The sequence below is a fragment of the Haladaptatus sp. R4 genome, assembly GCF_001625445.1.
Lineage (GTDB): Archaea > Halobacteriota > Halobacteria > Halobacteriales > Haladaptataceae > Haladaptatus.
On record NZ_LWHG01000028.1, the window covers coordinates 185079 to 210338 of the forward strand.

The following is a 25260-nucleotide window of genomic DNA, read 5'->3' on the forward strand; positions in this document are numbered from 1 at the left end:
TACGCGTTACGCTCGTTTCTTTTCGGGGTTCTCTCCGACCGGGTGGTAGTCCCAGAACCCGCCGGATCGCATTCCTTTGCCGACTGCTTTGTGGAAATCTGTGATCGTCTCGTACTCGTCTTCCTCGACGTGGTCGAAGATGTCGGCGACGCTGACGACCTTCTCGTAGTTGATTCGGATCGGTTCGTCGGCGTGTGCTTCGACGAACTCCTCGCGTTCGAGCGGGAAATCCTCGTCTTCGTCTACTTTCTTCGCGAGGATAGCCATACCGTACTTCCGTCCTCCCTCGCTCCCTTCTTCACCGTCAGGGTCGTGGGGCCAGTCCATGCTCGCACGTTTCGTTGAGGGGGCAAAAAGGATTGCTTTCTGTCCTACTCGCTCGGCGCGGTAAGCCCCGTCTCGACCAAACTACGATGTCCGCGGCGCAGTCGTTCGGACACGGCTTGGTGTGAAACACCCAACTCCTCGGCGAGGTCCTTCGTCGTCGCGTTTCGCGGTATCTCGTAGTACCCCCTGTCCATCGCGCTTCGCAACGTTTCGTACTGCTGTTCGGTAAGCTTGTGTGACTCGTCCAGCAGCGTCGTTCGCTTGTGAACGTTCTGTACTTCGATCGGTATGCCGGTGTCTTGGCAGGATTCGTACACTGTCGAAAGCGTGTCGCGGTCCACAAACTGGATACGGAAACTCCACCGATTGTTCGCGGCACGTGCGGTAAGGACGGTCGTATCGCCCATCGAAATCACGGAAAGCGTTTCGGCAACGTCGGCACCCCACCGCATGGAAAACAACCCCCTACCGTTCAACTTCGTCAATAGTTTGGCGTCGGTGACGGTTCCATCGTCGTCGAACGCCGTCTCCACGGTCGAAATATCGGTCGCGGTCGCGCGCAACTGTGGCATCACGTATTCCGCTTGGTGTGCGACGACTCCCACGACTTCGAACCTCGCACCGGGCACCTGCGAAAACGTTTCGCGGAGTGCAAACTCGCTGGTCGGGAGTGCAATCTCTGCAATCGTACTCACCCGAGTGAGAAGCAACAGTATCCAGTTCGCTGTTCTGCTTGCTAATTCATGCTGCTTTAAGAAACGCGGGATACGTCACATAACTAATTTCGTGTGGATTTCACTTTAGCTGGTGTATAATTAACTGGATAGGGTCCTGACCTTCTGGATATATGGTGCGGCACATACGGGGGAGATGAGAATCATGTCAGGCTCTTCATCCGGCGGTTTTATCCAGGGAATACTCATCGGCGGCGGCGTCGTTTTCTTCGTTGCTGGTCTCATCATCGTCGCGGGGATTCCCGGCGGAATCCTCGGACCAGCAGGTAGTACGAACGGTGGCGCGAACGCTTCACCGGGAACCTCGCCAGCCACGACCAGCGTGGAGGCGACGTCCACCGCGGCGACGACCACCCAAACGACGAAATCAGCCACCACTACGCCGAAAACCACGGCGACACCGACGAGTACGACGAGTACAACGACGTCGACCACTTCGACCACCCAGACGACACAACTGCAGAAGACGGTCCGCTATCGTGTCAACGTCGGTGGCCCACAGCTCAAATCCTCCGACGGCGGTCGGTATTGGCTCGCGGACACCGAGGATAGCCCGTCGCGATTCAACAACGCGCGTATCAGTGGTAGCCACACGAACAGCACGAACGATTACATCTCGATGACGTCCGCCGTCCCGTCCGGAACGCCCAAAGCCATGTTCCAGAGTCGGCGGTACGACGCCGACGTCGATGGAAAGCCGAGCGACGACACCGAGATGCAGTATCGGTTCCCGGTGCAGAACGGCCGGTACGAGGTCCGGTTGTACTTCGTCGAGAGCTACTTCGACAAACAGAGCTACAAGAAGAAAGGCCCGCGTAAGTTCGACGTCGAAATCGAGGGCAAGCGCGTCCTCAAAAACTACGACATGTTCAAGGAACTCGGTCACAACCGCGGCACGATGAAGTCGTACACGGTGACCGTCCGCGACGGCGTGGCCAACGTGAAGTTCATCCACGAGAAGGAGGACCCGATGCTCTCGGGCATCGAAATCGTCCGCGTTCAGGGCGGCAAGCAGAAAGGTGGCAAACAAAACGACCGTCAGTCGAACGACGTGAATTCGGCCCAGAAACTCGCCCCCGCTTCCAAGTCGAACTGACCCGCCGGTTTCCCCTGATTTTCCCGTACGCCGACCGTTTCAGAACTGTTGTAAACTCCCGTCCGACCCGTTCATCGACCTGTGTTCCGCACGTCGTGCGAAATCTCCGGTCCATTCCGAACATGACTCCTGTTCCGTGTCTCCACTAATCGTGCGAGATACCGTGAGACCAATAGTTGAACAGATGAACAACTGTTCAACTATCCGCTCGATCCCGGTGAGACGTTTCGTGTCGCCGTCGGTCCGTGACGGCTCCCGAATTACGGATTTGGATGCCGCTTTCCCGCTCTGCCGAGACGAGCACCGGGATGCGGCGCTCGTCGGGTAATCGCGTAAAAAGCGGTGGGAACCCGATTCGAACAACGTCCGAGAACCTGTGCAGTGCGCAGGTTCTCGGTCTAATTCAAAATCCCATTCGTCGTACTCAACGCTCACGGATTTGTTCGCGTTGAGAACGGTGGGAATGGGATTTGAACCCATGAGGCATGACGCCACCTGCTTTCAAGGCAGGCGCAATAGGCCGCTCTGCCATCCCACCGCGAGAGTGTCGATTTACCCCAATGCCCTGCTGCGATTTTACGCCTTCAGGACGTGAAGCGAGAGATAACGGTTCGCAGTACCGAAGCCCGACTGAACGAACTCGGAAACCACGAAACCGCCGTTCGTGGGGTGTATCACCAAGTGTGAGGTGGAGAAAGTTGAAGGTATCGTTCTCATTCCCGAACCAACCCGACGACAGCACGATGACCGGAGGCTAATCGCGGACAAAAACGACCGGAAACGACCCGCCAAATGGATCACTCGGGGGGATGATCGACTTCCATCTGCTCCCCATCTCCGTACAGTCCCCCCGGTTGGTTATCGGGTTTCCCGGTAGAATTATTGTCCGCGAACGAGAATTTCGACCATGTCCTCCAAGAAAGCAGTCGGCGTCGCACCACTCGTTACTGGACTTCTACTTGCAAGCCAGTCATTCGATCAATCAGTCCTGAGTCATCCGTCTCTGTCGTCAGTGAGCGGGATGGTAGGGAGCCTCGCAGCTATCTTCGTCGGTATCGGTATTCTATCCGGTAGGTGGGGCTTCGATGTCGAAACGGATTCGTCCAGTCAAACGGTTTCTACCGTTCTCGTTCTGATTGCCTTGGTAGCCTTTATTCTCGGGTTCGCACTGACTGTGGCCTGATTTTTCGGCGAGAGGTCGTATCAGCTACCCATCTTCGAAATCTCCGGCTAGAATCCAACTGACCTGTTTTCGGTCCGGGCACAATAGGCCGCTCTGCCATCCCACCACGGTTCGCTCTACTCGGCACCGCTTCTACGTACAGCCTGTCTCGGGTCAACGACGTATCCGACGCAACGAATTGCGCGGCTGAAATATTATCCCAAGACATCGTACCATAAGCGTTTAATTCCCCAGGTGCATTTCCCGGAGTACGATGCCATCATTGGATTTCGAGCCGATGACGTACGAGGAGTTGCCGGAGGAGCGGCGACCCACGTTCAAACAGGCGCTTTTACCCGTCCTTGCGACCATCGTCTTTCTCGCGGTTGGGTCGGCGTTGCTGGGGATGGACCCGCACATGCCGTTGCTCTGGGCCATCACGTTCACCGGCCTCGTCGGGTACTACGTCTTCGGCTACTCCTGGGAGGAACTGTACGATGGACTCGCCAACAGCCTGATGATGGGCTTGCAAGCGATTCTCATCCTGTTCTCGATTTACGCGCTGATCGCCACGTGGATCAGTTCCGGCACGATTCCGGGGCTGATGTACTACGGACTGCAACTGCTCTCCCCGTCCGTCTTCCTGCCCATAACGGCGATACTGTCGGGACTCGTGGCCTTCTCCATCGGGTCGTCGTGGACGACGGTGGGGACGCTCGGCGTGGCGTTCATCGGTATCGGGTCAGGGCTCGGGATTCCCGCGCCGATGACCGCCGGAGCGATTCTCTCCGGCGCGTACGCGGGTGACAAACAGTCGCCGCTCTCGGACACGACGAACCTCGCGGCGGCGGTGACGAACACCAAACTGTACGACCACATCAACCGGATGCGAACCGGGACGCTGCTGGCGTTCGGCCTGTCGGTCGTCCTCTTCGCGTTCTTCGGTCTCCAAGCGAGCGGTGGCACCGAGGGCGGCAAGGCCGCCGCCATCCAGCACGCGCTCTTGGGAACGTACTCCATCTCGCCGCTGGTGTTCGTCCCGCTGGTCGTCACCTTCGGACTCGCGCTCTACGGCTATCCCGCCCTCCCGTCGCTCATCGCGGGCATCTTCTCCGGCGCTGGGACGGCCATCCTCGTGCAGGGGATGTCGTTCACCGCCGCGTGGAACGTCGCTCTGAGCGGAACCGCCCCAAAAACGGGGATGAAACTGGTCAATAACCTGCTCGCCAACAGCGGCATCAGCGGGTCCGCGTGGACCATTGCAGTCGTCGTGCTCGCGCTCGCGCTCGGCGGACTGCTGGAGAAGACCGGCGTCCTCGCCACCCTCGCGTACTACCTCTCCCGGGGGCTCAACAGCACGGGCTGGTTGGTCTTCGGAACCGGAATCTCGGCCACGTTGACGAACCTGCTCACGGCCCAGCAGTACATGAGCATCGTCGTCCCCGGCATGACGCTCCGGAACGTCTACGACGAACACGGGCTAGATAGCAGCGAACTCTCGCGGGCCGTCGAGGCCGCCGGAACGCCGACGGGTGCGCTCATCCCGTGGCACGCCGGAGCCATCTACATGGCAGCAGCGCTCGGCGTGCCCACGCTCAGCTACGCGCCGTTTTACTTCTTCGGCTTCCTCTCGCCGATCATCCTGTTCGTGATGGCGGCCACTGGCTGGCGCATCGGATCGGAGGATTCGAGCGAAAAACCGAGTGCCGTCGCGTCGGCCGACTAACGAACCTGCACCTTCTCCTGCTCCCGCTACCGAACTACCGTCCGTTTTCCGTTCCTCTCCTCGACGCGAACGCCGAGTTCGTGGAGATACGACGCCGTGTTCACCGGGACGATTCGCTCGGCGGCGATGCGCGAATTGAGAAGTGGAATCAACGAACACAAATCCGCCCCCGTCTCGACGCTCGTCATCGCTGGCAGGTAGTCCACGTCGTGACCGGCATCAACGGCGCGCCGGGTCGCGGTTTCGAGCTCAGGCGGCGTGTACACGTCCGCGAAGTCGATGGTGTCCGTCGCGCCGAGATAGTAGAGGCGTCCGTCCGCGGCGGGGCCGAGGACGACCTCGCTCCGCCGGAGTTTCATCGCCGCGCTGTCGATCTCCTTTCGCGTGAGCATCGGCGCGGTACCGTCCACGATAGCGACCGAAGCCACCTCTTCCTCTTCGAGCAAGTGCGTCGCCGTGTTTCCGGCGCGTCCGGAGAGCGTCTCCCCGACCTGTACCTCGAAACGCACGTCGTCCGTCCCTTCCAGCGCCTCGTCGGCAAGTGCACGTAGCTCCTCCTCGGAACTTTCGTCGCCCGCATACTCGTCCGGAATCGCCTCGTCGGGTCGGTAGTTGACGAGCAGTTCGCCGCCGCTGTTCGCCACGGCGACGAAGGTGTCCTTCAACATGGCGGCGTACAGTTCGGCCGCCTCGCTCGCGGAGAGCGGCGACGTTTCGGCGAGTTCCGGGAGGACGAACCCTTCGCGTGGCGGGTCGGCCAACACGGCGATGGTGGTCATACCCGCCCGTCGGTTCGGGAGCGCCTTGAAAGGCACCATTTTATGCCTCCACCGACCCGATTTCGACCATGGACTGGACGAAACCCCTCGGTCTGCTCGGCGTCGCCGTTCTCGCGCTACTCGTCGTCGGCGCGCTCGTCTCCCTCGTCATCAACACGCTTTCGGGCACTGCAGCAATCGTAACGGTCGCGCTGCTCGCCGTCCTCATCGCCGGGGTCGCACACGTCGGCGGTCGGTCGAAGCGCTGGCGGCAGAACCCGTACTGGTAACCGATTCGGTCCGTTTTTCGATTCCCCCTCGATTATCGACCCTGTCGTCCCTTCGTCTGGCGATAATCCGTGTCCATCAACTCGTGGAAATGCTGGACGAACGCTTCGGTCTGTTCTTCGGTCTGGTTTTCCGGCCGAATCATCGGGACGAGTTCGAACCCGCGTCCGCGAATCGTCGTCGCGTGGTCCGCTACGATGTCGATGTCGGCCGCCGGTTTCGTCGTGTATTCGGTCGCGATTTCCGCGAGCGCGCCCTCCCCGATGGGGACGAGGATTTCCGGGTTTATCATCCGTATTTCGGCGTTCAGATACGGCTCGCAGGTCATGATTTCTCCGTCCGTCGGTCCCCGCTCGGGATGACGACAGCGGGTCACGTAGGTGAGAAACGCGTTCTCGATCTCCGGTTCCTCGGCGTCCGGCGGGGATTCGTTCAATCCGAGTCGTCCGAGAATCTCCTGTAGTCGCTCCCCCGCCGCGTCGCCGGTGAAGGGAACGCCGGTTTCGTCCGCACCGTCGCCGGGCATCTCGCCGACGAACAGAAAATGGGCGTCCACGTCGCCGTAGCCGTGGACGACCTGCTCGCGTGTTTCACACAGGTCGCAGTTCGTGCAGGCTTCATCCATCCCAAACGGGTTCGAGCGTTCCTCCTGCTTCGCGTTCATACCCCCGATTGTGCCGCGAGCCTAAAAGGGGCTACTCCTTGACGAGCGCGAGAAACGACTCCGCCCATCGTGCACCGTCCCGAACCGAGACGCGATGGTTTCGCTCGTCGTAGTCGATGAGGCCCGCTGAGTCGAGTTTCGGGAGGTGAAGCTGATACAGCGTCGAGTAGTACTTGCGGTGTTGGTTATGCGTCGATCCTCCGCCCGGTCCGAGGCGTGCGACTGCAGTCGCCAATTCGTTGATGTCGACCGCATCCTCGGTGTCGAGGAGGTACCGAAGCACGTCACGTCTGCGTCTCGAACTGAGTGCCTCGAATAGGGTATCGAGCGGCGGTCCGTCCCGGGGCGCAGGCTGTGGACTTGCCGCGTCGTTCGCGTCGTTCGTGCCGTTCAGTTCGACCGTCTGGTCCACGAGCGCCCGAAACGGGGCGACAGCCGAGATATCGACCGCCGAAATCTCCGACGGTTCCTCACAGTAGAAGTAGCCGACTGCGTCGGCATCCGTGAGAAGGTTCGAAACGTCGTGGAAGAATGGAATCATCTCGTGGAGCGAAACGTGTTCGGTCGGGGTTGTGAGCGAGTCGAAGACGAGCACCGTCTCGCCGTCCGACGCCGCCAGTGCGGATGCAATCGCCTCCCGAACCCCGTCGAGGTCGTTCGGCCGTTCGACGGTTTCGACGACTCGCGCGGATCGCTCGTCGGGCGGGGTATCCGCCGTCGAGTCGTCCATCGTCGATCCGTCCGCCGTCGAGCGCATCGTTCGCCCGACTTCGATGATCCGAACGAACTCCGGAACCGTTCCGGTACGTCGTCGCCACGCACGCAGGAACGAATCGGCGGATCGGTCGTACGTCACCGCGACCAAGGCGTCCGCTTCGTCGTGGAGGGGTGAGAGACCGTTCGTCCGTTCGCAGTCGGCGGCAGACGTATCGACGAGGACGCTACTTCCGGTCTCGAAATCGTGATCTGTGTCGGTCATGGACGATACGTTCGACGATTGTTCGACTCGTCCGATACCCGTTGGAGGTGGGATACGATGTGGTATATCATTACTATGGGTCATATTGGGGCGGCAGATGTTTTTCGGCCGTTCACAACGCCGTCTTCGGCGTTATGGACGGCGATTCTCTCCGTCCGCGAATTCGGGTGACATCGGTGATTTCATGGATATTTACAGCGACATTGCTATAACAATGTTTCCCATGTTACCGTAGTACCAATGCTATCCGTACGCGCCATACGCATCAATTCGTAATAAAGTTGTCCGTGAATAAATCTAGGCGGACCGAATCTGGCTTCGTGCGCGAGCGGACGATTGCTCGGTCCGTCTTTCGAGTCGTACATCGGTTATCGTTTCCCGAGTCGTCGCTTCCGATACTGTGTTCGTGGAATGGGACCCGGTATCAGTGTCTCACCGTGTTGGGAGTTTCACGAACGAAGACGTGTCCGTTCGAATGAGCGAACACGGTGAGTCCGTCGAAGGGTAACACGATGTGACCGTCTGCTCGTTCCTCCCCTTGGTAGGTATCGGCGAAGAGTGCGTCGAGCGCATCCGGATCGACCACCTCCATCAACGGGATTCGGGTGGCGGTCGGGTCCACGTTTCGAATCGCGGCAATCGATTCGATGACGACTTCGCTGAGCGCTCTCGATGTGGTATCATAACAGGTGTGGTATCCACGAGGATTCGATGTGACGAGCGTCGGCCCTCGTTCTCCGTTGTCACCGCCCGCATTCGTTCTGTTCATCTACGATACGATGATATTCTCTCCCTCAAACGTTATAAAATTACGTCCCGGGACGACTACTCGGGGCGACTGGGATGGTAGTCGGTATCGTACTCGCCGGGTTGTGCGTCCAGTCGGTCGGGGTTGATTCGGCCACCGAGGAGCATGAAGTCCACGAGCGTCAACGCGAGCATGGCTTCGACGACGGGCACGCCGCGCGGCGGAAGGACGGGGTCGTGTCGGCCGATGACTTGTACTTCCTTCTCCTCGCCAGTCTCCCAATCGACCGTGGTCTGGGTCTTCGGAATGGACGTCGGTGCGTGAAGCGTGACCTCGCCGTAAATCGGTTCGCCGGACGTGATGCCGCCCTGAATCCCGCCGTGACGGTTCTCCATGGGTTTCGGATCCTCGTTCTCGTCGAACTCCCATTCGTCGTTTCTGTCGTGGCCTGCCCATTCGCGCGACTCCCGCCCGAGTCCGAACTCGAAGGCGGTGGACGCGGGAACCGACATCATGGCCTGTCCGAGTCGTGCTTCGACAGAGTCGAAGCGCGGTGCGCCCAATCCACGCGGGACGCCACGGGCCTCGAAGTAGATCGACCCGCCGATGGAGTCTCCCTGTTCCTGATAGTCGTCGATCAACTCGCGCATCTCCTCGGCGGCGTCAGGGTCGGCACAGCGGACCTCGTTTTCCTCGCTGTGTTCGAGCATCTCCTCGAACGTCACGTCGGGCCCGAACGTCGCCGATCTGGTTGACGTGGGCTTTCAGTTCGACGCCGACCGACGAGAGGATTTTCTTGGCGACCGCTCCGGCCGCGACCCAGTTCACCGTCTCGCGCGCGGACGAACCGACCGCCGCCGCCCCAGTTTCGCGTGCCGAACTTCGCGGAGTAGGTAAAATCGCCGTGGCTCGGGCGCGGCGCGGTGATGAAGGGTTCGTACTTCCCGGACTGGGCGTCCTTGTTCTGGATGACCATACCGATGGGCGTCCCGGTGGTGTAGCCGTCCTGAACCCCGCTGTTGATCGTTACTGCGTCGGGTTCGTTTCGACTGGTGGTTATCATCGACTGGCCGGGTTTGCGCCGGTCCAAGTCGGCCTGTACATCCTCCGTCGAGAGTTCGAGACCGGCGGGACAACCGCTGATCGTGACTCCCATCGCCTCGCCGTGGCTCTCGCCGTACGTCGTCACCTGAAAGAGGCGTCCGAATCGGTTTCCGTTCATAACCGTGTCTGTGTGACCGGGGCATTTAGAGGTTACAGACCGCGGAACGTTTCGCCACGGCGGCCGAAAGAAAATTTATACCCGGAACCCCAACACGGAGGCGATGAATCGGCGTCGCTTCCTCGCTTTGACGGGGTTCGCTGGCAGCCTCGCGGGCTGCATTGGCCGCCTCCCGTTCGATGACGAGGACGCCTCGAAACCGGTGAGCCTGCGCGTTCGTAACTACTTCGAAGAACGGCGGGTCGTCACGGTGACGATAAAAGGAAAACGGGGGAAGAAACGATACAAATCCGATTTCTATCTCTTTCCTGGCTGGGTCGCGAACAGACGAAACATCCTCGAAGCGGGCACGTACAAAGTGAACGTTCAACTCGACAACGGAATGTGGCGCACCGCGGAGTGGACGATGGAGGGCTGTGACACGAACGTCATTCTGGTCGATGCCGGTCAGGACGGTGTCGGTATCACCTCGACGTGTCAGAAGCACACGACCACCGAGACGGAGACGTCCTCCGGAAACGAGACGTCCTCCGGAAACGAGACGACGTCCGGGAACGAACCGGTCACCGAGACGGAGATGCCCGTCGGAAACGAGACGACCAGTGAAACGGGAACGTCCGAATCGGAAACGACCTTCTGATTAGCGCTGCACGTCGCCGCCGAGGTCGTAGAGCACCTCGAAGAAGTCGGGAAACGACACGTCGACGTGTTCGGCGTCCGCTATCATCGTCGTCCCGTCGGCCGCGAGACCGGCGACGGCGAGCGCCATCACGATCCGATGATCCGCGTGGCCGTCCACGACGGACCCGACGAGGTCGGACTCGCCGCCGTACACGGTGAGCGCGTCGTCTTCTTCCTCGACTTTCGCTCCCAAGTTCGAGAGTTCCTTCGCCATCACGGTCACGCGGTCGGTCTCCTTGTAGCGGACGTGCTCGCAGTTCTCGATGCGCGTCTCACCGTCCGCGGCGGCACCGAGCGCCGCGATGGTCGGGAGCAGGTCGGGCGTGTCCCCGACGTCCACCGTCGTCCCCGAGAGCGACGACTGTTTGACCGTCAGCACGCCGTCGTTCCGGTTCCAATCGACGTCCCCGCCCATGTCCGCCAGCACGTCCACGATGTATGTGTCGCCCTGTGCACTCGGATACGCGCCCTCGACTTGGACGCTCTCGCCGTCCTCGGCGGCGATAGCACCCGCGGCGAGCAGGTAAGAGATGGACGAGAAGTCGCCGGGGACGTGATACTCCCCGTCGCTCGGTTCGTAGAACTGACCGCCAGCGACCGAGTAGCCGTCCGCTTGCTCCTTCGCGGTGACGCCGAAGTCGGAAAGCAGTTCCAGCGTGATGTCCACGTACGGTGCCGACTTGAGTTCGGTCTCCAGTTCGATTTCCACCCCGTCCTCGGTCAGCGCCCCCGCCATCAGAAGGGACGAGACGTACTGGGAGGACACGTCGCCGGGAATCGAGACCGTCCCGCCCGACACCGGGCCCTTGATGACGAGCGGTGCCTTCCCGTTTCCGCGGCTACTTTCGGCCCGCCCGCCGAGTTGCTCTATCGCCGAGAGCATCGGCCCCTGCGGCCGCGAGCGGAGCGAGGCGTCGCCCGTCAACACGGTGATGCCATCGACCAGCGCCGCGGTCCCCGAGACGAGTCGCGTGGTTGTCCCGCTGTTCCCGCAGTCGAGCACGTCCGCTGGCGTCCCCGGTTCGCCGCCGAAGCCGTCGATTTCGATCGCTTCGCCGGTATCCGTCACGTCGCCGCCGAAGCTTCGACGGCGCGCATGGTCGCCTTCGTGTCCGCACTGATCAGCGGGTCGAACACCAGCGCGCCGCCGGAACAGCCCGCCGCGAGAATCGCTCTATGCGTGTAACTCTTCGACGGCGGTGCGCGCGCCGTCCCCGTGAGGTCCGATTGGGAGATTTCGACATCCATGTGCGGGTCGTCTACCCGAACGGGTATCAGAATACCGCTCCGGAAAATATTTTCCTGAATTTATCGAACGGATGTCATCAGCTGACGGTACCGCTACCTGACGATGGTTACCGGAACCGTCGCCCGCCCCGCCACGTTCTTCGCGACGCTGCCGAACAGCGTTTCGAACCGCTCGGACGCGCCGCGGTGGCCGACGAAGATGGCGTCGTAACCGTTGTCGTCGGCGTACTCCGTGATCTCCTGTACCGGTTCGCCGTACAGCAATCCGGTATCGAGGTTCGTCCCCTCGCGCTCGGCGGCCGCCGCCGCATCGTCCAGCAGTTCCTGTCCGTGCGTTTCGGCGTCCTCGACGTTCGACAGGATGAGATCGCGGTTCGCCTCGGCGAAACTCGTCGGCGGTACGTCGTCCGCCGCGACGATTTCCTCGGGAACGACGACGTGAACCGCCGTCACCGATTGTCCCGTACTCCGTGCGAGGTCGAGTGCGTACCGGAGCGCGTCCATGCTCGCCCCCGACCCGTCGATTGCGACCAGATATCCCCCCATGGTGACTGGTAGTTCGTCGTGTAGGAGGATGTGAATTTCGGTGATACGATTTCGGGAACCGAAATCAAAGCTAGTAGATTTTGCGCAATCGTAATAATTATTTATATTCAACCAGAAACTCGGATTTCGAACATGAAACGCTCGAAGTGGGTAACCTACGGGTTGTTTTTCCTCGGTGTATTCCTCATCGTCGGGGGGGGGTCGTGGCCTGTATCGGGGCGTTCGACCACCAGTTCGCGCTCGATTCCTCGGCGAAGAGCCAGCCCAGTTCGGGTCAGCACGTCTTTCACTACGAGAATTTGAACGAGGATCAAAAACACGTGGTCGATGGTGCAATCGGTGGGAAACAGTACACGCTGGACACTGCCACCACGATTCCGGGTCACGGGCAATCGCTCACCGGCGGGAAGGTGACCGTAGTCAAAGGGGACACGTACTACACCTTCAGCCACGAGACGTACTTCGCCGCGACGAAGCCTCCGGGACTGGCGGTGATTGCGCTAGTTCTCGGTGGAATCGTAGCAATCATCGAGGGGATACGCCGACAGCACTTTTCGCACCGCCGACTTCCGTGGCAGGTCGGCGGATAGGCTCCCATCGTTTTCTATCGTAACGCCGTCTCACAGCCGATTTCCGGGCGATGTTGCCGGAAAGGCGTTCGTTCTCCGACATCGTTTTGGTCGTTGCCTCTGTGACGAAGGACATGGAACAGGACCTCTCGGCACTGGATTCCGCGCTCGATACGATGGACGTCGATGGCTTCCTCATCGACGCCGACTCGACGGATTCCGACCAACTGTATCTCTCGGGTTTCGACGCGCCGGACCCGTTCACGACGCTGTACGCGGACGGCGTTCACCTCCTCGTCTCCAGTTTGGAGTACGGGCGGGCCAAAAAGGAGAGCAACGCGGAAAGCGTCTCCCGCATGTCCGACTACGACTACTTCTCGAAGGTCGCGGAGTACGGTTCCGAGGAGGCGGAGTACCACGTTCTCGCCGAATTCCTCGCCGACGAGGGCGTCGAATCGGTCGCGGTACCCAGTCGGTTCCCGGTCGGCATCGCGGACGGCCTGCGCGAACACGGCGTGACGGTGACGCCCGACGAAACCGCGGTCGTCGAGGGAATCCGTTCGACGAAGACCGACGACGAGGTCGAACACATCCGCGTCGCACAGAAGGCCAACGAGGCGTCCATGCACGCGGCCGAGGACCTGATCGCCGCGGCGACGGTCGAGGACGGCGTGCTCCACTACGAGGGCGAACCGCTGACCAGCGAGCGCGTGAAGGAGGAGATAGAGGTCACGCTGCTGCGCCACGGGGCCGCGCTGGACGAGACCATCGTGGCGTGTGGCTCCGCGGCGCCGACCCGCACAACCGTGGGAGCGGACCGCTCGCCGCCGACGAGGCCATCATCATCGACATCTTCCCGAAGGACAAGTCCTCGAAGTATCACGCCGACATGACCCGGACGTTCGTCAATGGCGAGCCTTCGGCGGAGATTCGGGAGTACTACGAACTCACCCACGAGGCGTTCGACGCCGCCTTCGACGCCCTCGAACCCGGCGCGACGGGCGAGGAGGTTCACGCGGCCGTCTGCGACGTGTACGAGGACGCGGGCTACGACACGCTCCGAAGCAACCCGAACGCCGAGACGGGATTCATCCACAGTACGGGACACGGTGTCGGCCTCGACGTGCACGAACTCCCGAAGGTCAGCCCTAGCGGCGGCGAACTGAAACCCGGCCACATCGTCACCATCGAACCCGGACTCTACGACCCGGCGGTCGGCGGCGTCCGCATCGAGGACATCGCCGTCGTCACCGAGGACGGCTACGAGAACCTGACCGACTACCCGATTCAACTCGTCGTGGACGACGAGTAGGTCGACCACTGTCCAGCCGTTTTCGTTTCTCCCCTACGAGATAGCGGCGGGTTTCTCCCGGTCGAACACGCTTTAGCCCGCGCTCCGAAAAGCGGAACCATGGCCGACGAATTTCGTTCCTTCGAGGGGCTTCGGCGAGCGCTCGCCGAGACCACGTTCGACACCCCACCGGCAATCGTCTGCAACGCACATGTAACCGGTTTGAGCGTCGCCCGCGCGCTCGCCGCACACGACGTTCCCGTCATCGCCATCGACCGAAACGGGAAGGGCGTCGCACCGTACTCCGACACCGTGGACTTCGCCGGGCAGGTGACCTACCCGCTCGACGATTCGGACGGTTTCCGCGAGGACGTGGAAGCATTCGCCGCCGAACTGGGTCACGAACCCGTTGCGTTCCCCTGCATGGACGAGTGGGTCCACGCCTTCGCCGGAACCGAACCCGAGGGCGTTCGATTGCCGTTCGCCGGGCGGGAGACCATCGACGCCGTGCTCGACAAGGAATCCCTGTACGCGAAGGCCGAGCAGTTGGGCGTCCCGTACCCCGAAACGTACCGCCTCTCCGAGACGAGTACCGACGACGCGGCCGACGCCCTTGGCTTCCCGCTGGTCGTCAAACCGGCGCTCAAACGCGAGTTCGAGGAGGCCGTCGGCACCAACGTCATCGAAGTCGCGACCGCGAGGAACTGGCCGACGTGGCCGCGATGGCCGAGGACGCCGGGATCAACGTCATGGCACAGGAGAAGGTGGACATCGCCGTCGGGAAGGACTGCTCGCTCGCCTCCTACGTTCCCGAATCGGGTTCCCCAGTTACCTTCGTCGGCAACGCGCGGGTTCGCTACCCGCAGGCGTTCGGCACGTCGTGTCTCGTTCGCGAGGCCGACCACCCCAAAATCGAGGAGCGCGCGCTGACGGTGTTGGAGGAGACGGGCTACCACGGCATCAGCGAATCCGAGTTCGTCTACGACCGGAACCGGGAGGAGTACGTCCTCCTCGACATCAACACCCGCCCGTGGAAGTGGATCTCGCTTCCCGTTCAGGCCGGTGCGGACCTTCCGGGAGCCGCCTACGCCGAAGCCACTGGGAAGGAATTCGAATTCGACGGCACGCACGACGCCACGTGGGTCTACCTCGCCGATTACCTGAAACTGCTGGCAAGCGATTCCGGTTTCTCGGACGTTCTCTCGGACAACCAGTGGGAGTCGTTGCTCTCCGGTCGGTTCGAACGGGAGCGAGATTTGACCACCGGCGTGTATCGGCCGAGCGACGTGGGGCCGGTGCGTCGTCTGATGAAAACCGAGTTCGGTGGCACCGAGTACTACTGTTCCTGCTAGCGCAATTTTTGGATCTGGTTTTTTCGCAATTTTGGCGTTCACAGCCGTTGGCTGGCGCGTTTGCGGTCGATTGGCGTGCCACGGCTAAGTGGTGTTTTTTCGAGCGACCAGCGGCAGTGAGATACTGAACCATACTGATTTGAACTGAATCGTACTGCTCTGGACTGGTGGCTGAAGCGTTATTTTCTCGTCCGGCGTCGAACGTTCTCGTTCGTTACGCAGAGCGGTGTTTGGTGAGGTTATCAGTGCAGTTTCTGGAAGGTAGACCGCCTCGAAAGCTCCCGCTGGTCGCTCGTCCCTCGCGCGGGCGCACTGGCGTGCGCCACCGTCAGAGCTCTGCTCTGACGAGCCATTCGCTCGCTCCTTCTCACTCACGAAGACATCGTGCGCCGTGCGGTTGGCCCGTATCGGCCCGCCTGTCCAACCGGGTGGCGCGCGCTGGCGGGACGGGTCGGCCGAACTGCTGGCCGACCCGTCCCGCTGACAGCGTGCGAGGGATGACGGAGGGAGCGACAGCGACCGGAGGAATCGGCTGGGGAGGGTGTGGCTGTCGCGGTGCGGTCGGGGTGGGACTGAAAGGGGCCGGCCGTTCGCGCTCGCTTGTTGCTGTGCAGGCCCTATCCGCGGCGGGTGTTGCGGAGAGCGCGGATATCCTGCACAGCAACCGCGAGCGGACGGGGGCTTTCGGGGTCGTCGTCCCAACGGCTGCAATCACAAAGCAACGAAATCAACGTCGTAGCGGACGGACGGGGGCTTTCGAGGTCTGCTTCTCAGTTACTGCGACCGTAAAACCAGCAGATACGTCTTGCCGTACTCCAATCGGGAACTCACAATCGAACTACTCTACAAACTTCCATCGTTCTCCCCGTCGCTGTCGTATGAGATGACGGTGAAGTTGGCCGGGTCCCGCCTACATTTGCCCCGACGTTCCGACTACCACGTACCGAATCACAATGAGCGACGAAACCATCCACTTCAACCTGTTCACGATGAATTCGGTGGAGCACGTGACGGCGGGCAACTGGCGCACGCCGGGCGACCAGTCACACCGCTACACCGAGATGAGCTACTGGCAGGAGGTGGCTCGACTCGCGGAGAAGGGCGGCTTCGACGCCGTGTTCTTCGCCGACGTGCGGGGGATTTACGACGTGTACGGCGGGGAACGAACAACGGCCATCGAGAAGGCGATCCAAACGCCAGCGAACGATCCGGAACTGGTGATTCCGGCGATGGCGAGCGTCACCGACGACCTCGGCTTCGCGGTGACGCGCTCGACCACCTATGTCCATCCGTACCAACTCGCTCGCGAGCTTTCGACGCTGGACCACCTCACGGACGGCCGACTCGCGTTCAACGTCGTCACGTCGTACCTCGAAAGCGCGGCCGAAAACCTCGGTCTCGACGGGCGAATGGAACACGACGCGCGCTACGACCGCGCCGAGGAGTTCATGCAGGTCTGCTATCGCCTATGGGAGGACAGTTGGGAGGACGACGCGGTAGTTCGGGACCGAGAGGCGGGGCGGTACACCGACCCCGAGAAGGTCCACGCCATCGACTACGAGGGCGAGCACTTCTCGGTGCCCGGCCCGCACTCCTGCGAGCCGTCACCACAGCGGACACCCGTCCTGTATCAGGCCGGGTCCTCGGAGCGCGGTCGGGGGTTCGCGGCGAACAACGCGGAGGCGCTGTTCGTCAGCCAACCCACCAAGGATGCCGTCGCAAATTACGTCGAGGACGTGCGGGCGCGCGCCGACGCGGCCGGGAGAAACGGCGAGGACCTCGCCTTCTTCGCTGGCATCGCGCCCATTGTGGGCGAGACGGAAGAAGTCGCGCGGGCGAAGTACGATAAATATCGGAAAAACGTCGATACGGATGCGACGCTGACCCTGCTCGGCGGTTTCATGGACATCGATTTCTCGGAACTCGAACCCGACCAGCGAGTCGAACACATCGAAACCGACGCGATGCAAGGCGCGGTCAACGCCCTGACCAAGCATGCGCCGGAACAGGACTGGACGGTTCGCGACGTGGCGGAATTTTGTGGTCTGGGTTCCACCTCGCCCCTCGTCGTCGGATCCCCGGAAACCGTCGCCGACGAACTGGAGGCGTGGCGCGCGGAGACGGGTGTCTCCGGCTTCAATCTGAAGGAAATCGTCCGCCCCGGGACGCTCCGGGATTTCGTCGAACTGGTCGTACCGGAACTCAGGGAGCGCGGCCTCGTTCGCGAGGAGTACGAAGGCGAAACCCTCAGGCAGAACATGCTCGGTCGCCGGTATCTGTCCGAGGACCACCCGGCGAAACGATAGCGTGGAGCGTCCGGAAATCCGGGCTATCCACCGAACCACCCCGCGTTACGGCACGTCCTCCCTTCGTTTCCGGTTGAACGATAGCGCGCTTTATTCCCGTACTCGCCGTAGTTCGATTGCGGGGGAACCACCATGAGCATCGGAACAACAGACAACGAGACGGTCGTCCGCCGCGACATCGAGGAGGTATGGAGCAGCGACGGCGACTTGAACGCCATCGACGACACCGTGACGGACGACTTCGTCTATCACACGTCGATGATGGAGATCAACGGTCCGGCGGAGTACCGCGAGATGGCCGAGGAGACCCGAAAGATGTTTTCGGACTTCGACATGGACATCGAGGACGTCATCTCGTCGGACGACGAGGTGGTCGTTCGGTACACGATGCGGGGGACCAACACCGGCGGGATGATGGGCAAGGAACCGACCAACGAACGCATCGAGATGACGGGCATCATCATCGACCGACTGGAGGACGGGAAGATACGCGAACGATACGAGAACGCCGACGAACTCGGCATGCTCGTCCAACTCGGCGTGATCGAACTGCCGCCCGAGATGCGGGAGATAGAGGAGTAATCGGGACGGCGGAACCGACCCCGACCTGTTTTTTGACTCACGAAACGAGGTTCCCGCTGTCGGATCACGCGACGTTTCCCGCCGTTCAACGGCCGAATTCGAGCGAACGATGTGTTCGGCTTATGCTCGCTCCCACCGTCCGGGCGTGGAGGGGAGATAATATGAGTATCAAAACGGCGGACAATGAAGCGCTCGTCCGGCGGGAGATTCAGCACGTGTGGGACAGCGAAGGCGACCTCGACGCGATTCCCGACCTCGTGACCGACGACTTCGTCTTTCACAATCCGATGCTCGACGAACCGGCACGCGGCCCCGCCGAGTATCGAGCGTTAGTGGCGGGGTTCCACGACGCCTTCTCGGGGATGAAACACCACGTCGAGGAGATGCACGCGGTGGACGACGTCGTGGTGACACGGTACAGGACGCGGGCGACGAACGACGGAGAACTGATGGGTAACGAACCGACGGGGAAGGAGATAGACGTCACCGGTATCGTCGTGGACCACCTGCGGGACGACAAACTGGCGGAACGCTACGTCAACGACGACGCGCTGACTGCTCGAACAACTCGGTATCGTCGAACTCCCGCGACGACCTGATCGCTCGGAGTGAACCGAACCCGAGCAAACGAACCCCTTTTGGGCGAACCGTCCCAACCCGAAGCCAATGAACGTACTCGTCGTCGGGGCGGGCGCGATGGGTCGCTGGTTCGCCGAGTCGATACCGGCCGACCTCGCGTTCGCGACGCGGAGCCGAGGGTGGCGGAGGACGCCGCGAAGGCGGTCGGTGGGCGAGCGGTCGCGCTGGACACCGACGAAACCTTCGACGCTGTCTGTCTCGCCGTCCCGATACCCGCAGTCGCGGAAGCAATTGTTGACCACGCACCGAAGGCCAAGCGGGCCATCATCGACGTGACGGGCATCATGGCCACCCCGCTCGACGCGATGGCCGAACACGCACCGGCGTTGGAACGGGTGAGCCTCCACCCGCTCTTCGGTGCCGACACCGCGCCGGGGAACGTCGCGGTCGTGACCGACGAATCCGGGTCGGTCACCGACACCCTCCTCGCGGCCATCGACTCCCGCGGAAACACGCTGGTCGAGACGACGGCGGCGGAACACGACGACGCGATGACGACGGTGCAGGCGGGGACGCACGCGGCCATCCTCGCGTTCGCGCTGTCGGCGAATTCGGTTCCCGATGGTCTTCGGACGCCCGTCTACGACGAGTTGTCCGCCCTGGCGGACCACGTCACCGACGGGGAATCGCGCGTCTACGCCGACATTCAGGCCAGCTTCGACGGCGCGACGGACGTGGCGAACGCCGCCGAGCGACTGGCCGACGCCGACCCGGCCGAGTTCGAGCGCCTATATCGGGAAGCGGCGAAGCTCCGCGACGGCAGACGGATCGAGGGAGCGAGACGGAGGCCGACGAATGAACCCGGACCAGCGCGAGCAGGTGCTCTCGAATGCCAAGTACCTCCAAGACGTGCGACCCGTGGACCCGGACGAGATCGCGGAGTACGTCGAAGGCACGCCCCATCCGGCGGTCGTTCGGCAGGTGCTCCGTGAGGAGTTGGAACCGCTCGGGTTCGTGGAGCGCGAGGACGGCACCTTCGAACCCGCCTCGGACGACCCGGTTCGTCCGGAGTTTCGTGGCGTCGAATCGTTCCCCGAGACGTACGGCAGAAAACTGGAGGACCTGTTGGTCGCGGAGTTCGGTGCGGGCTGGCCGGACGGTGAGTCGGGCGACGAACTGCGGCGGACGATTCAGCGCCTCAAGGAGGACTACTTCGCGCAAAACCCGGTCGAGTACGATTATCGCGTCGCGCTCGGCTACGCCATCTACCACCTGCCGGACTACTACGCCGTGGCGCAGTACGTCCTCTCGGAACTCGCGGGACGAGGGTTGTTGCCCGGAAAACTGCGCGTGCTTGACGTCGGCGCTGGCGTCGGCGGTCCGGCGCTCGGCCTGCACGATTTCCTCCCGTCCGAGACGTTCGTGGAGTACCACGCCGTCGAACCGAGCGAGGCCGCAGAGGTCCTCTCGGCGATGCTGGAGGAGACGGGGGAGAACTTCCACCCGACGGTGCACCGCGAGACGGCGGAGGCGTTCGAACCCCCGGAAGGGAGCTTCGACCTCGTCCTGTTCGGCAACGTGCTGAGCGAACTCGACGACCCGGAAGCGGTCGTCCGGAAGTATCTGGATTTCCTCGCGCCGGACGGGGCGATGGTCGCCATCGCCCCGGCGGACAAGAACGCCAGTATCGGTCTCCGAGAAGTCGAGCGGAGCGTTTCCGACCGAACGACGGTGTTCTCGCCGACGCTGCGCCTGTGGTCCGGCGAGGAGCCGAGCGACGACTGCTGGTCGTTCGACGTGAAACCCGAGTTGGCGGTGCCGCCGTTTCAGCGGCGGCTGGACGGCGGAAGCAGCGGAACTGGGACGGAAGACGAACCGGCGAGCACGGCGGATGCGGCGAGTGCAGCGGACGGAACGAACGCGACGACCACGACGGACGTCTCGAACCGGGACGGCATCGACGCCAGCGAGTACGAGTTCGACGCGGACCCGGACGAAGACACGGATTCGCGCGCCGCCGACGTGAGTTCGCGCGGCATCGACGCGAGCGGGTACGACGTGGACGGGGCCAAGAGCTCTGGCGACGGCGACGGGTCGGAAAGCGGACCCGACGCCACCGAGGACGGACTCGATGCGGATGCGTACGAATCGAACGGGGTACGGGAAACCGAGTCGGACTCGTCGCCGAAGGTAGTGACGGCCGACGAACTCGACAGCGACGGCGAGTTCGTCAACGTGGACGTGCAGTACTCACACGTCATCCTGCGAACCGACGACGTCAGGCGGCGGGAGTTCACGTCGAACCGGTCGGTGTCCGCGAAGATGGCCGAAATGGACCGACACGTCACCGAGCGGGTGAACCTCGTGGCGGTGAAGCTCAGCCACTCGCTGTCGGAGGAGGGGGAAAATCCGGTGTTCAAAGTGAGCGACGGAAGCGAGTCGGTCGGGAACTTCGCCGTGGTAACGAGGGAGACGTCGCTCAATCGAACGCTTCGTGAAGCGGCCTACGGTAGCCTTCTCGCCTTCGAGGACGTGCTAGTGCTCTGGAACGATGACGAAAAATCGTACAACCTCGTCGTGGACGAGCGGACGGTCGTGGACCGCCGCTAGTTCGCTTCCACGCACTCCCGAACGAAGTTGTAATACGAGCCGAACTTACCCTCGTCGTTCGGCGACAGCGGTATCCCGTTTTCTGCTAGCAGTTCCACCGTCTTCCGTGGCTCGCACTCGAACCAGATCGACAGCACGTCAACGTTGTGTTGCGCGTACTCGTAGTTGAGTTCGAGTGTGTGAGCGTCTGTGACATTTCCCTCCGCCATGTCCGTTTGGATACTGTGAGTGTCAGAGCATAAATCCATGTGGTTCGTTAACCATCAATACTGTATTATAATATCTCATAAATGCGCCAGTACTAACGAGACACGACAGTAGAGCAAATGATTCCCCGGGTATCGTGGGGTCGTTCGGTGTGGATACGTTCAGTTATCAGATTTCGAAGATCAAAAACCCTCCCTCGCCACAGTCGTTTCTCCGACGGTTCTGTCCTCTTTTTCCGACGGTTCCGTCCTGATCGACGGCGGTCTCACTGCGGCCGAGCGGAGTACTTTTGCGTTCCCGTTCCTACCACCACTTCATGGGCGATTCGCTGGAGATTCTTCTGACGAACGACGACGGCATCGACAGTCCCGGTATCCGCGCGTTGTACGAGAGCCTACAGGAGGTCGGAAACGTGACCACCGTCGCACCCGCGACGGACCAGAGCGCGGTCGGGCGGGCGATGTCCTACGAGGTCGAAGTCGAGGAGCACGAAATCGGCTACGCGATCACGGGAACCCCGACCGACTGCGTGGTCGCCGGATTGACCGAAATCGGGCCGTACCCCGACCTCGTCGTTTCGGGATGTAACAACGGGGCGAACCTCGGGGCCTACGTCCTCGGGCGTTCCGGCACCGTCAGCGCCGCAGTCGAGGCCGCCTTCTTCGACGTGCCGTCCATCGCCGTCTCGCTTCACGTTCCCAACGACCTCTGGCCCTACGATACGAGCATCGAGGAGTACGACGTGGCGGCCGACGCCGCGACCTATCTCGCCGAACATGCGCTCGAATCCGGCGTGTTCGAAGGGGCGGAGTACCTGAACGTCAACGCACCCATGCCGAACGGCGAGTCGGTCCCGATGGAAGTCACGCGACCGTCGCACGTCTACGACATGGACACGACCAACGAGGCGGGCGTCATTACGCTCCACGACCGGACGTGGGAGCAGATGAACGACGAGACGCTCCCCGACGCCGAAGGAACCGACCGCCGTGCAGTGTTCGAGGGGAAAGTCAGCGTCTCTCCACTGACCGCACCGCACACGACGCATCGACACGAATCGCTAGACGAGTTGGTGACGGAGTACCGTTTCTAGCGCCACCGTTTTACCCGCAGAAGCCTAATTTGGCATGATGAGCGGGGGGTGAGAATACCGTGAGTCGTACCGATATCGATCAACTCGCACTCGACATACTCCCGGTGAACGTCGCGGTTCTCGACGGGGATGGCACGATCATCGCCACGAACGAGGCGTGGGAGGAGTTCGGCCGAGGAAACGGTCTCACGGACACGACGCTCGACGTCAACTATCTCGACGTGTGTGACGTGGCCGACGACCGGACCGCAGACGAGGTAGCGGCAGGTATCCGTGCCATCCTGGCGGGTGACCGATCCGAGTTCAGCCTCGAATATCCGTGCCATTCGCCCGACGAACGCCGGTGGTTCGTGATGCGCGCCGTCGACGTGACCGAGGGCGAGGACACGTACGTCGTGGTCGCTCACATGAACGTGACCGAGCGCCACGAACGGGAGTCGGAAGTCGAACGCTACGAGATGATCGTCCGCAACGTTCCCGTGATCTTCTTCGTCATCGATACCGACGGGACGTTCCAACTCGCGGAGGGACGCGGGGTGGAGACCGCAGGATTGGACTCCGAGGAACTCGTCGGCCAATCGATCGACGACCGATACGAGGACCACCCCGACATCCTCGAAAACTGCCGTCGTGCGCTCTCGGGCGAGTTGGTGTGTGCGACCAGCGAAATGGAGGGTACGATCTACGACATCGTGTATCAACCCGTGTTCGACGCGGCGGGGGCGGTCGAACGCGTTATCGGCGTTGCGACGGACGTAACCCGACGGAAACGACACGAAGACGCCCTCGCCGCGCTCTCGGACGTCACGCGGGAACTGTTGGATTCGGAAACGTCGGACGAAGTGTGTACCGTCGCTGTCGAGGCGGCCGAGCGGTCGTTACACCTTCCGAAGACGACCATCGCGCTGTACGACGACTCCACGGGCGCGCTCCTCCCGGAGGCGGAGACGAGCGATGGTGGCCCGCTGCCGGACGAGGTGTTGGACGGGGACGGCATCGCGTGGACCTCGTTTACCGAGAACGAGGCCCGTTTCGACGGCGAACTGGTTTCGCTGCCGCTCGGGACACACGGGGTGTTCATAACGTCGATCACCGGCGACGCGGCGCTCGATATCGCCGAACTCTGTGCCGCCGCCGTCGAGTCGGCCCTCGGGCGGGCAAAGCGCCAGCGTCGACTGCAGGAACAGGAGACGACGCTCCGCCGACAGAACGCGGCGCTCGAACGACTCAACGAACTGAACGAAGGGATTCGGCGCATCGACCGGGCGCTCGTGGAGGCGAGAACGCGGGAGGAAATCGAAGTCGCCGTCTGTAGCCGCCTGACCAGTGGCGGACCGTATCGGTTCGCCTGGATCGGGATGGATGATCCGGCGACGGCAACCGTCGTTCCACACGAATCGGCGGGCGTCGAACGGGGATACCTCGACGCGATTACCATCAACACGAACGACGAAACGGCCGACCCCGCGGGGACCGCGCTTCGAACCGGGCGCGCACAGGTCGTTCAGGACGTCCTCCGTGGATCGCTCTCCGAACAGTGGCAGAGCGAGGCGCTGAAACGAGGATACCGGTCGTCCTGTGCGCTCCCGCTCCGCTACGGTGACGCGGTGTACGGCGTGCTTTCGGTCTACTCGGACCAGCCACGGACGTTCGACGAACTGGAACGGGCCGTCCTCGAAGACGTGAGCCAAACGATCGCGTACGCGATCAACGCCGTCGAGACGAAAAAGGCGTTGACGAGCGGCGAGGTCGTCGAACTCGAATTCGAAATCGGCGACCCCGGAGTGTTCTTCGTGGAACTCGCGACGGAGTTGGATTGCCGCGTCGAATTCACGGGTATCGTCTCGACGTCGGACGGCACGGTGACGACGTTCTTTACCGTCCGCGACGTCCCGGCCGACGACGTGTCGACCGTCGCGGCCCAATCGCTTGAAGTGATCGACATAGAGCAGGTGAGTAGCCGAAACGGCGCGTCGCTGTTCGCCGCGACGCTGACGGATTCGAGTTTCATCGGGACGCTCCTCGACCACGGTGCGGTTCCCGAGGCGTTCGTGGTCGGTCCCCTTCCCGGAACCATGGTCGTCAGGCTCCCGACGAACGCGGACGTTCGGACGTTCGTCGAGGTACTCAAAACACGGTTCCCCGACGTCACCCTTCGAAGTCGGCGACATCGGGAGAAGCCGGTCGTGTCCGACGACCTGAATACCACGCTCGCGGAGACGCTGACCGACCGCCAGCGGGAGGTGCTGGAGACGGCCTACTACAGCGGCTTCTTCGACTCGCCACGGAAGAGCACGGGTGAGGAGGTCGGTCGGTCGCTCGATATCTCACAGCCGACGTTCCAACACCATCTGCGAGCGGCCGAACGGAAACTGCTTCAGCGATTGTTACAATCGTAACCCGGCGGCGACCGTGTCTAGATAGATAGCCTCCCGCGTAATACCTCACGTTCAATCTAGCTGGAAGTGCCTTTACATAGTACACCTTCCGAG

19 protein-coding genes, 1 tRNA gene and 5 pseudogenes are annotated in these 25260 nt (G+C 62.0%); 14 read left to right on the plus strand and 11 right to left on the minus strand.

All coding sequences use genetic code 11. From position 1 onward, the window contains the following. Window positions 1-6 precede the first annotated feature (6 nt). Together A4G99_RS15940 and A4G99_RS15945 are read right to left on the minus strand one after the other, a co-directional pair. Window positions 7-327, minus strand: coding sequence for a DUF5785 family protein (locus A4G99_RS15940; protein WP_066145763.1), 321 nt, complete (start codon window positions 325-327; stop codon window positions 7-9). Between the two features lie 44 nt (window positions 328-371). After that, complete coding sequence (locus A4G99_RS15945; protein WP_066145766.1) at window positions 372-1022, minus strand: helix-turn-helix domain-containing protein; 651 nt, start codon at window positions 1020-1022, stop codon at window positions 372-374. Between the two features lie 184 nt (window positions 1023-1206). On the opposite strand from A4G99_RS15945, the gene A4G99_RS15950 reads away from it, so the two are divergent. Then, window positions 1207-2157, plus strand: coding sequence for a malectin domain-containing carbohydrate-binding protein (locus A4G99_RS15950; protein WP_082837877.1), 951 nt, complete (start codon window positions 1207-1209; stop codon window positions 2155-2157). A gap of 455 nt (window positions 2158-2612) precedes the next feature. Here the strand turns inward: A4G99_RS15950 and A4G99_RS15955 are convergent. Beyond that, window positions 2613-2695: transfer RNA gene (locus tag A4G99_RS15955), tRNA-Ser, on the minus strand. Between the two features lie 898 nt (window positions 2696-3593). Between A4G99_RS15955 and nhaC the strand changes: the two genes are divergently transcribed. Next, the gene (nhaC, locus tag A4G99_RS15960; protein ID WP_066145772.1) at window positions 3594-5045 is read left to right on the plus strand and encodes a Na+/H+ antiporter NhaC; all 1452 of its coding nucleotides are present in this window, start codon (window positions 3594-3596) and stop codon (window positions 5043-5045) included. Window positions 5046-5071: 26 nt separating this feature from the next. On the opposite strand, the gene A4G99_RS15965 is transcribed toward nhaC, so the two are convergent. Further along, window positions 5072-5824 carry a DUF2064 domain-containing protein gene (locus tag A4G99_RS15965; RefSeq protein WP_066146653.1) on the minus strand — a complete coding sequence of 251 codons (753 nt, stop codon included), beginning with the start codon at window positions 5822-5824 and terminating at the stop codon, window positions 5072-5074. Between the two features lie 68 nt (window positions 5825-5892). On the opposite strand from A4G99_RS15965, the gene A4G99_RS15970 reads away from it, so the two are divergent. After that, complete coding sequence (locus tag A4G99_RS15970; protein WP_066145775.1) at window positions 5893-6093, plus strand: hypothetical protein; 201 nt, start codon at window positions 5893-5895, stop codon at window positions 6091-6093. A gap of 32 nt (window positions 6094-6125) precedes the next feature. Here the strand turns inward: A4G99_RS15970 and A4G99_RS15975 are convergent, their stop codons facing one another. The 4 genes and pseudogenes from A4G99_RS15975 to aroC all read right to left on the minus strand — a co-directional run bounded on the left by A4G99_RS15975 (window position 6126) and on the right by aroC (window position 9704). Continuing rightward, entirely contained in the window at window positions 6126-6755 is a 630-nt protein-coding gene (locus tag A4G99_RS15975) for a uracil-DNA glycosylase family protein (RefSeq protein ID WP_066145778.1), read from the minus strand. Between the two features lie 31 nt (window positions 6756-6786). Next, entirely contained in the window at window positions 6787-7734 is a 948-nt protein-coding gene (locus tag A4G99_RS15980; RefSeq protein WP_066145781.1) for a hypothetical protein, read from the minus strand. A 424-nt stretch (window positions 7735-8158) separates the two neighbouring features. Then, on the minus strand, window positions 8159-8503 hold the full coding sequence (locus tag A4G99_RS15985; protein WP_082837854.1) for a HalOD1 output domain-containing protein: 345 nt from the start codon (window positions 8501-8503) through the stop codon (window positions 8159-8161). Window positions 8504-8559: 56 nt separating this feature from the next. Then, window positions 8560-9704 (minus strand): annotated as a pseudogene (aroC, locus tag A4G99_RS29885) (chorismate synthase). A gap of 103 nt (window positions 9705-9807) precedes the next feature. Between aroC and A4G99_RS15995 the strand changes: the two are divergent. Further along, on the plus strand, window positions 9808-10344 hold the full coding sequence (locus A4G99_RS15995) for a hypothetical protein (protein WP_223301923.1): 537 nt from the start codon (window positions 9808-9810) through the stop codon (window positions 10342-10344). Here the strand turns inward: A4G99_RS15995 and aroA are convergent. Then, window positions 10345-11633, minus strand: a pseudogene (gene aroA / locus A4G99_RS16000) (3-phosphoshikimate 1-carboxyvinyltransferase). 93 nt (window positions 11634-11726) lie between these two features. Then, window positions 11727-12179, minus strand: coding sequence for a universal stress protein (locus A4G99_RS16005; protein WP_066145784.1), 453 nt, complete (start codon window positions 12177-12179; stop codon window positions 11727-11729). A gap of 203 nt (window positions 12180-12382) precedes the next feature. Between A4G99_RS16005 and A4G99_RS16010 the strand changes: the two genes are divergently transcribed. From A4G99_RS16010 to A4G99_RS16045, 8 genes and pseudogenes are all read left to right on the plus strand, one after another. After that, window positions 12383-12769: a hypothetical protein gene (locus tag A4G99_RS16010; protein ID WP_082837855.1), complete on the plus strand. Its 387-nt coding sequence runs from the start codon at window positions 12383-12385 to the stop codon at window positions 12767-12769. Between the two features lie 113 nt (window positions 12770-12882). Further along, a pseudogene (locus A4G99_RS16015) lies at window positions 12883-14060 on the plus strand (M24 family metallopeptidase). 99 nt (window positions 14061-14159) lie between these two features. Continuing rightward, window positions 14160-15391: pseudogene (locus A4G99_RS16020) on the plus strand (carboxylate--amine ligase). Window positions 15392-16344: 953 nt separating this feature from the next. Beyond that, complete coding sequence (locus A4G99_RS16025; protein WP_066145787.1) at window positions 16345-17697, plus strand: LLM class flavin-dependent oxidoreductase; 1353 nt, start codon at window positions 16345-16347, stop codon at window positions 17695-17697. Window positions 17698-17829: 132 nt separating this feature from the next. Continuing rightward, window positions 17830-18279: an ester cyclase gene (locus tag A4G99_RS16030; protein WP_066145789.1), complete on the plus strand. Its 450-nt coding sequence runs from the start codon at window positions 17830-17832 to the stop codon at window positions 18277-18279. Between the two features lie 161 nt (window positions 18280-18440). Continuing rightward, a complete protein-coding gene (locus A4G99_RS16035) occupies window positions 18441-18878 on the plus strand; it encodes an ester cyclase (protein WP_190303783.1) in 438 nt (145 codons plus the stop codon). Between the two features lie 67 nt (window positions 18879-18945). After that, window positions 18946-19667: pseudogene (locus A4G99_RS16040) on the plus strand (prephenate dehydrogenase/arogenate dehydrogenase family protein); the annotation flags it as partial. Between the two features lie 46 nt (window positions 19668-19713). Beyond that, window positions 19714-21468 (plus strand): small ribosomal subunit Rsm22 family protein, encoded by a 1755-nt coding sequence (locus A4G99_RS16045; protein ID WP_066145792.1) that lies wholly within the window; start codon window positions 19714-19716, stop codon window positions 21466-21468. On the opposite strand, the gene A4G99_RS16050 is transcribed toward A4G99_RS16045, so the two are convergent. After that, window positions 21465-21677: a hypothetical protein gene (locus tag A4G99_RS16050; RefSeq protein ID WP_066145796.1), complete on the minus strand. Its 213-nt coding sequence runs from the start codon at window positions 21675-21677 to the stop codon at window positions 21465-21467. The two genes, A4G99_RS16045 and A4G99_RS16050, sit on opposite strands and share 4 nt — an antisense overlap. Before the next feature lie 314 nt (window positions 21678-21991). Between A4G99_RS16050 and surE the strand changes: the two genes are divergently transcribed. Both surE and A4G99_RS16060 read left to right on the plus strand, forming a co-directional pair. Beyond that, window positions 21992-22768, plus strand: a complete 777-nt coding sequence (gene surE / locus A4G99_RS16055; RefSeq protein ID WP_066145799.1) for a 5'/3'-nucleotidase SurE — start codon at window positions 21992-21994, stop codon at window positions 22766-22768. A gap of 59 nt (window positions 22769-22827) precedes the next feature. Next, window positions 22828-25167, plus strand: a complete 2340-nt coding sequence (locus A4G99_RS16060) for a bacterio-opsin activator domain-containing protein (RefSeq protein ID WP_066145802.1) — start codon at window positions 22828-22830, stop codon at window positions 25165-25167. Window positions 25168-25260 lie beyond the last annotated feature (93 nt).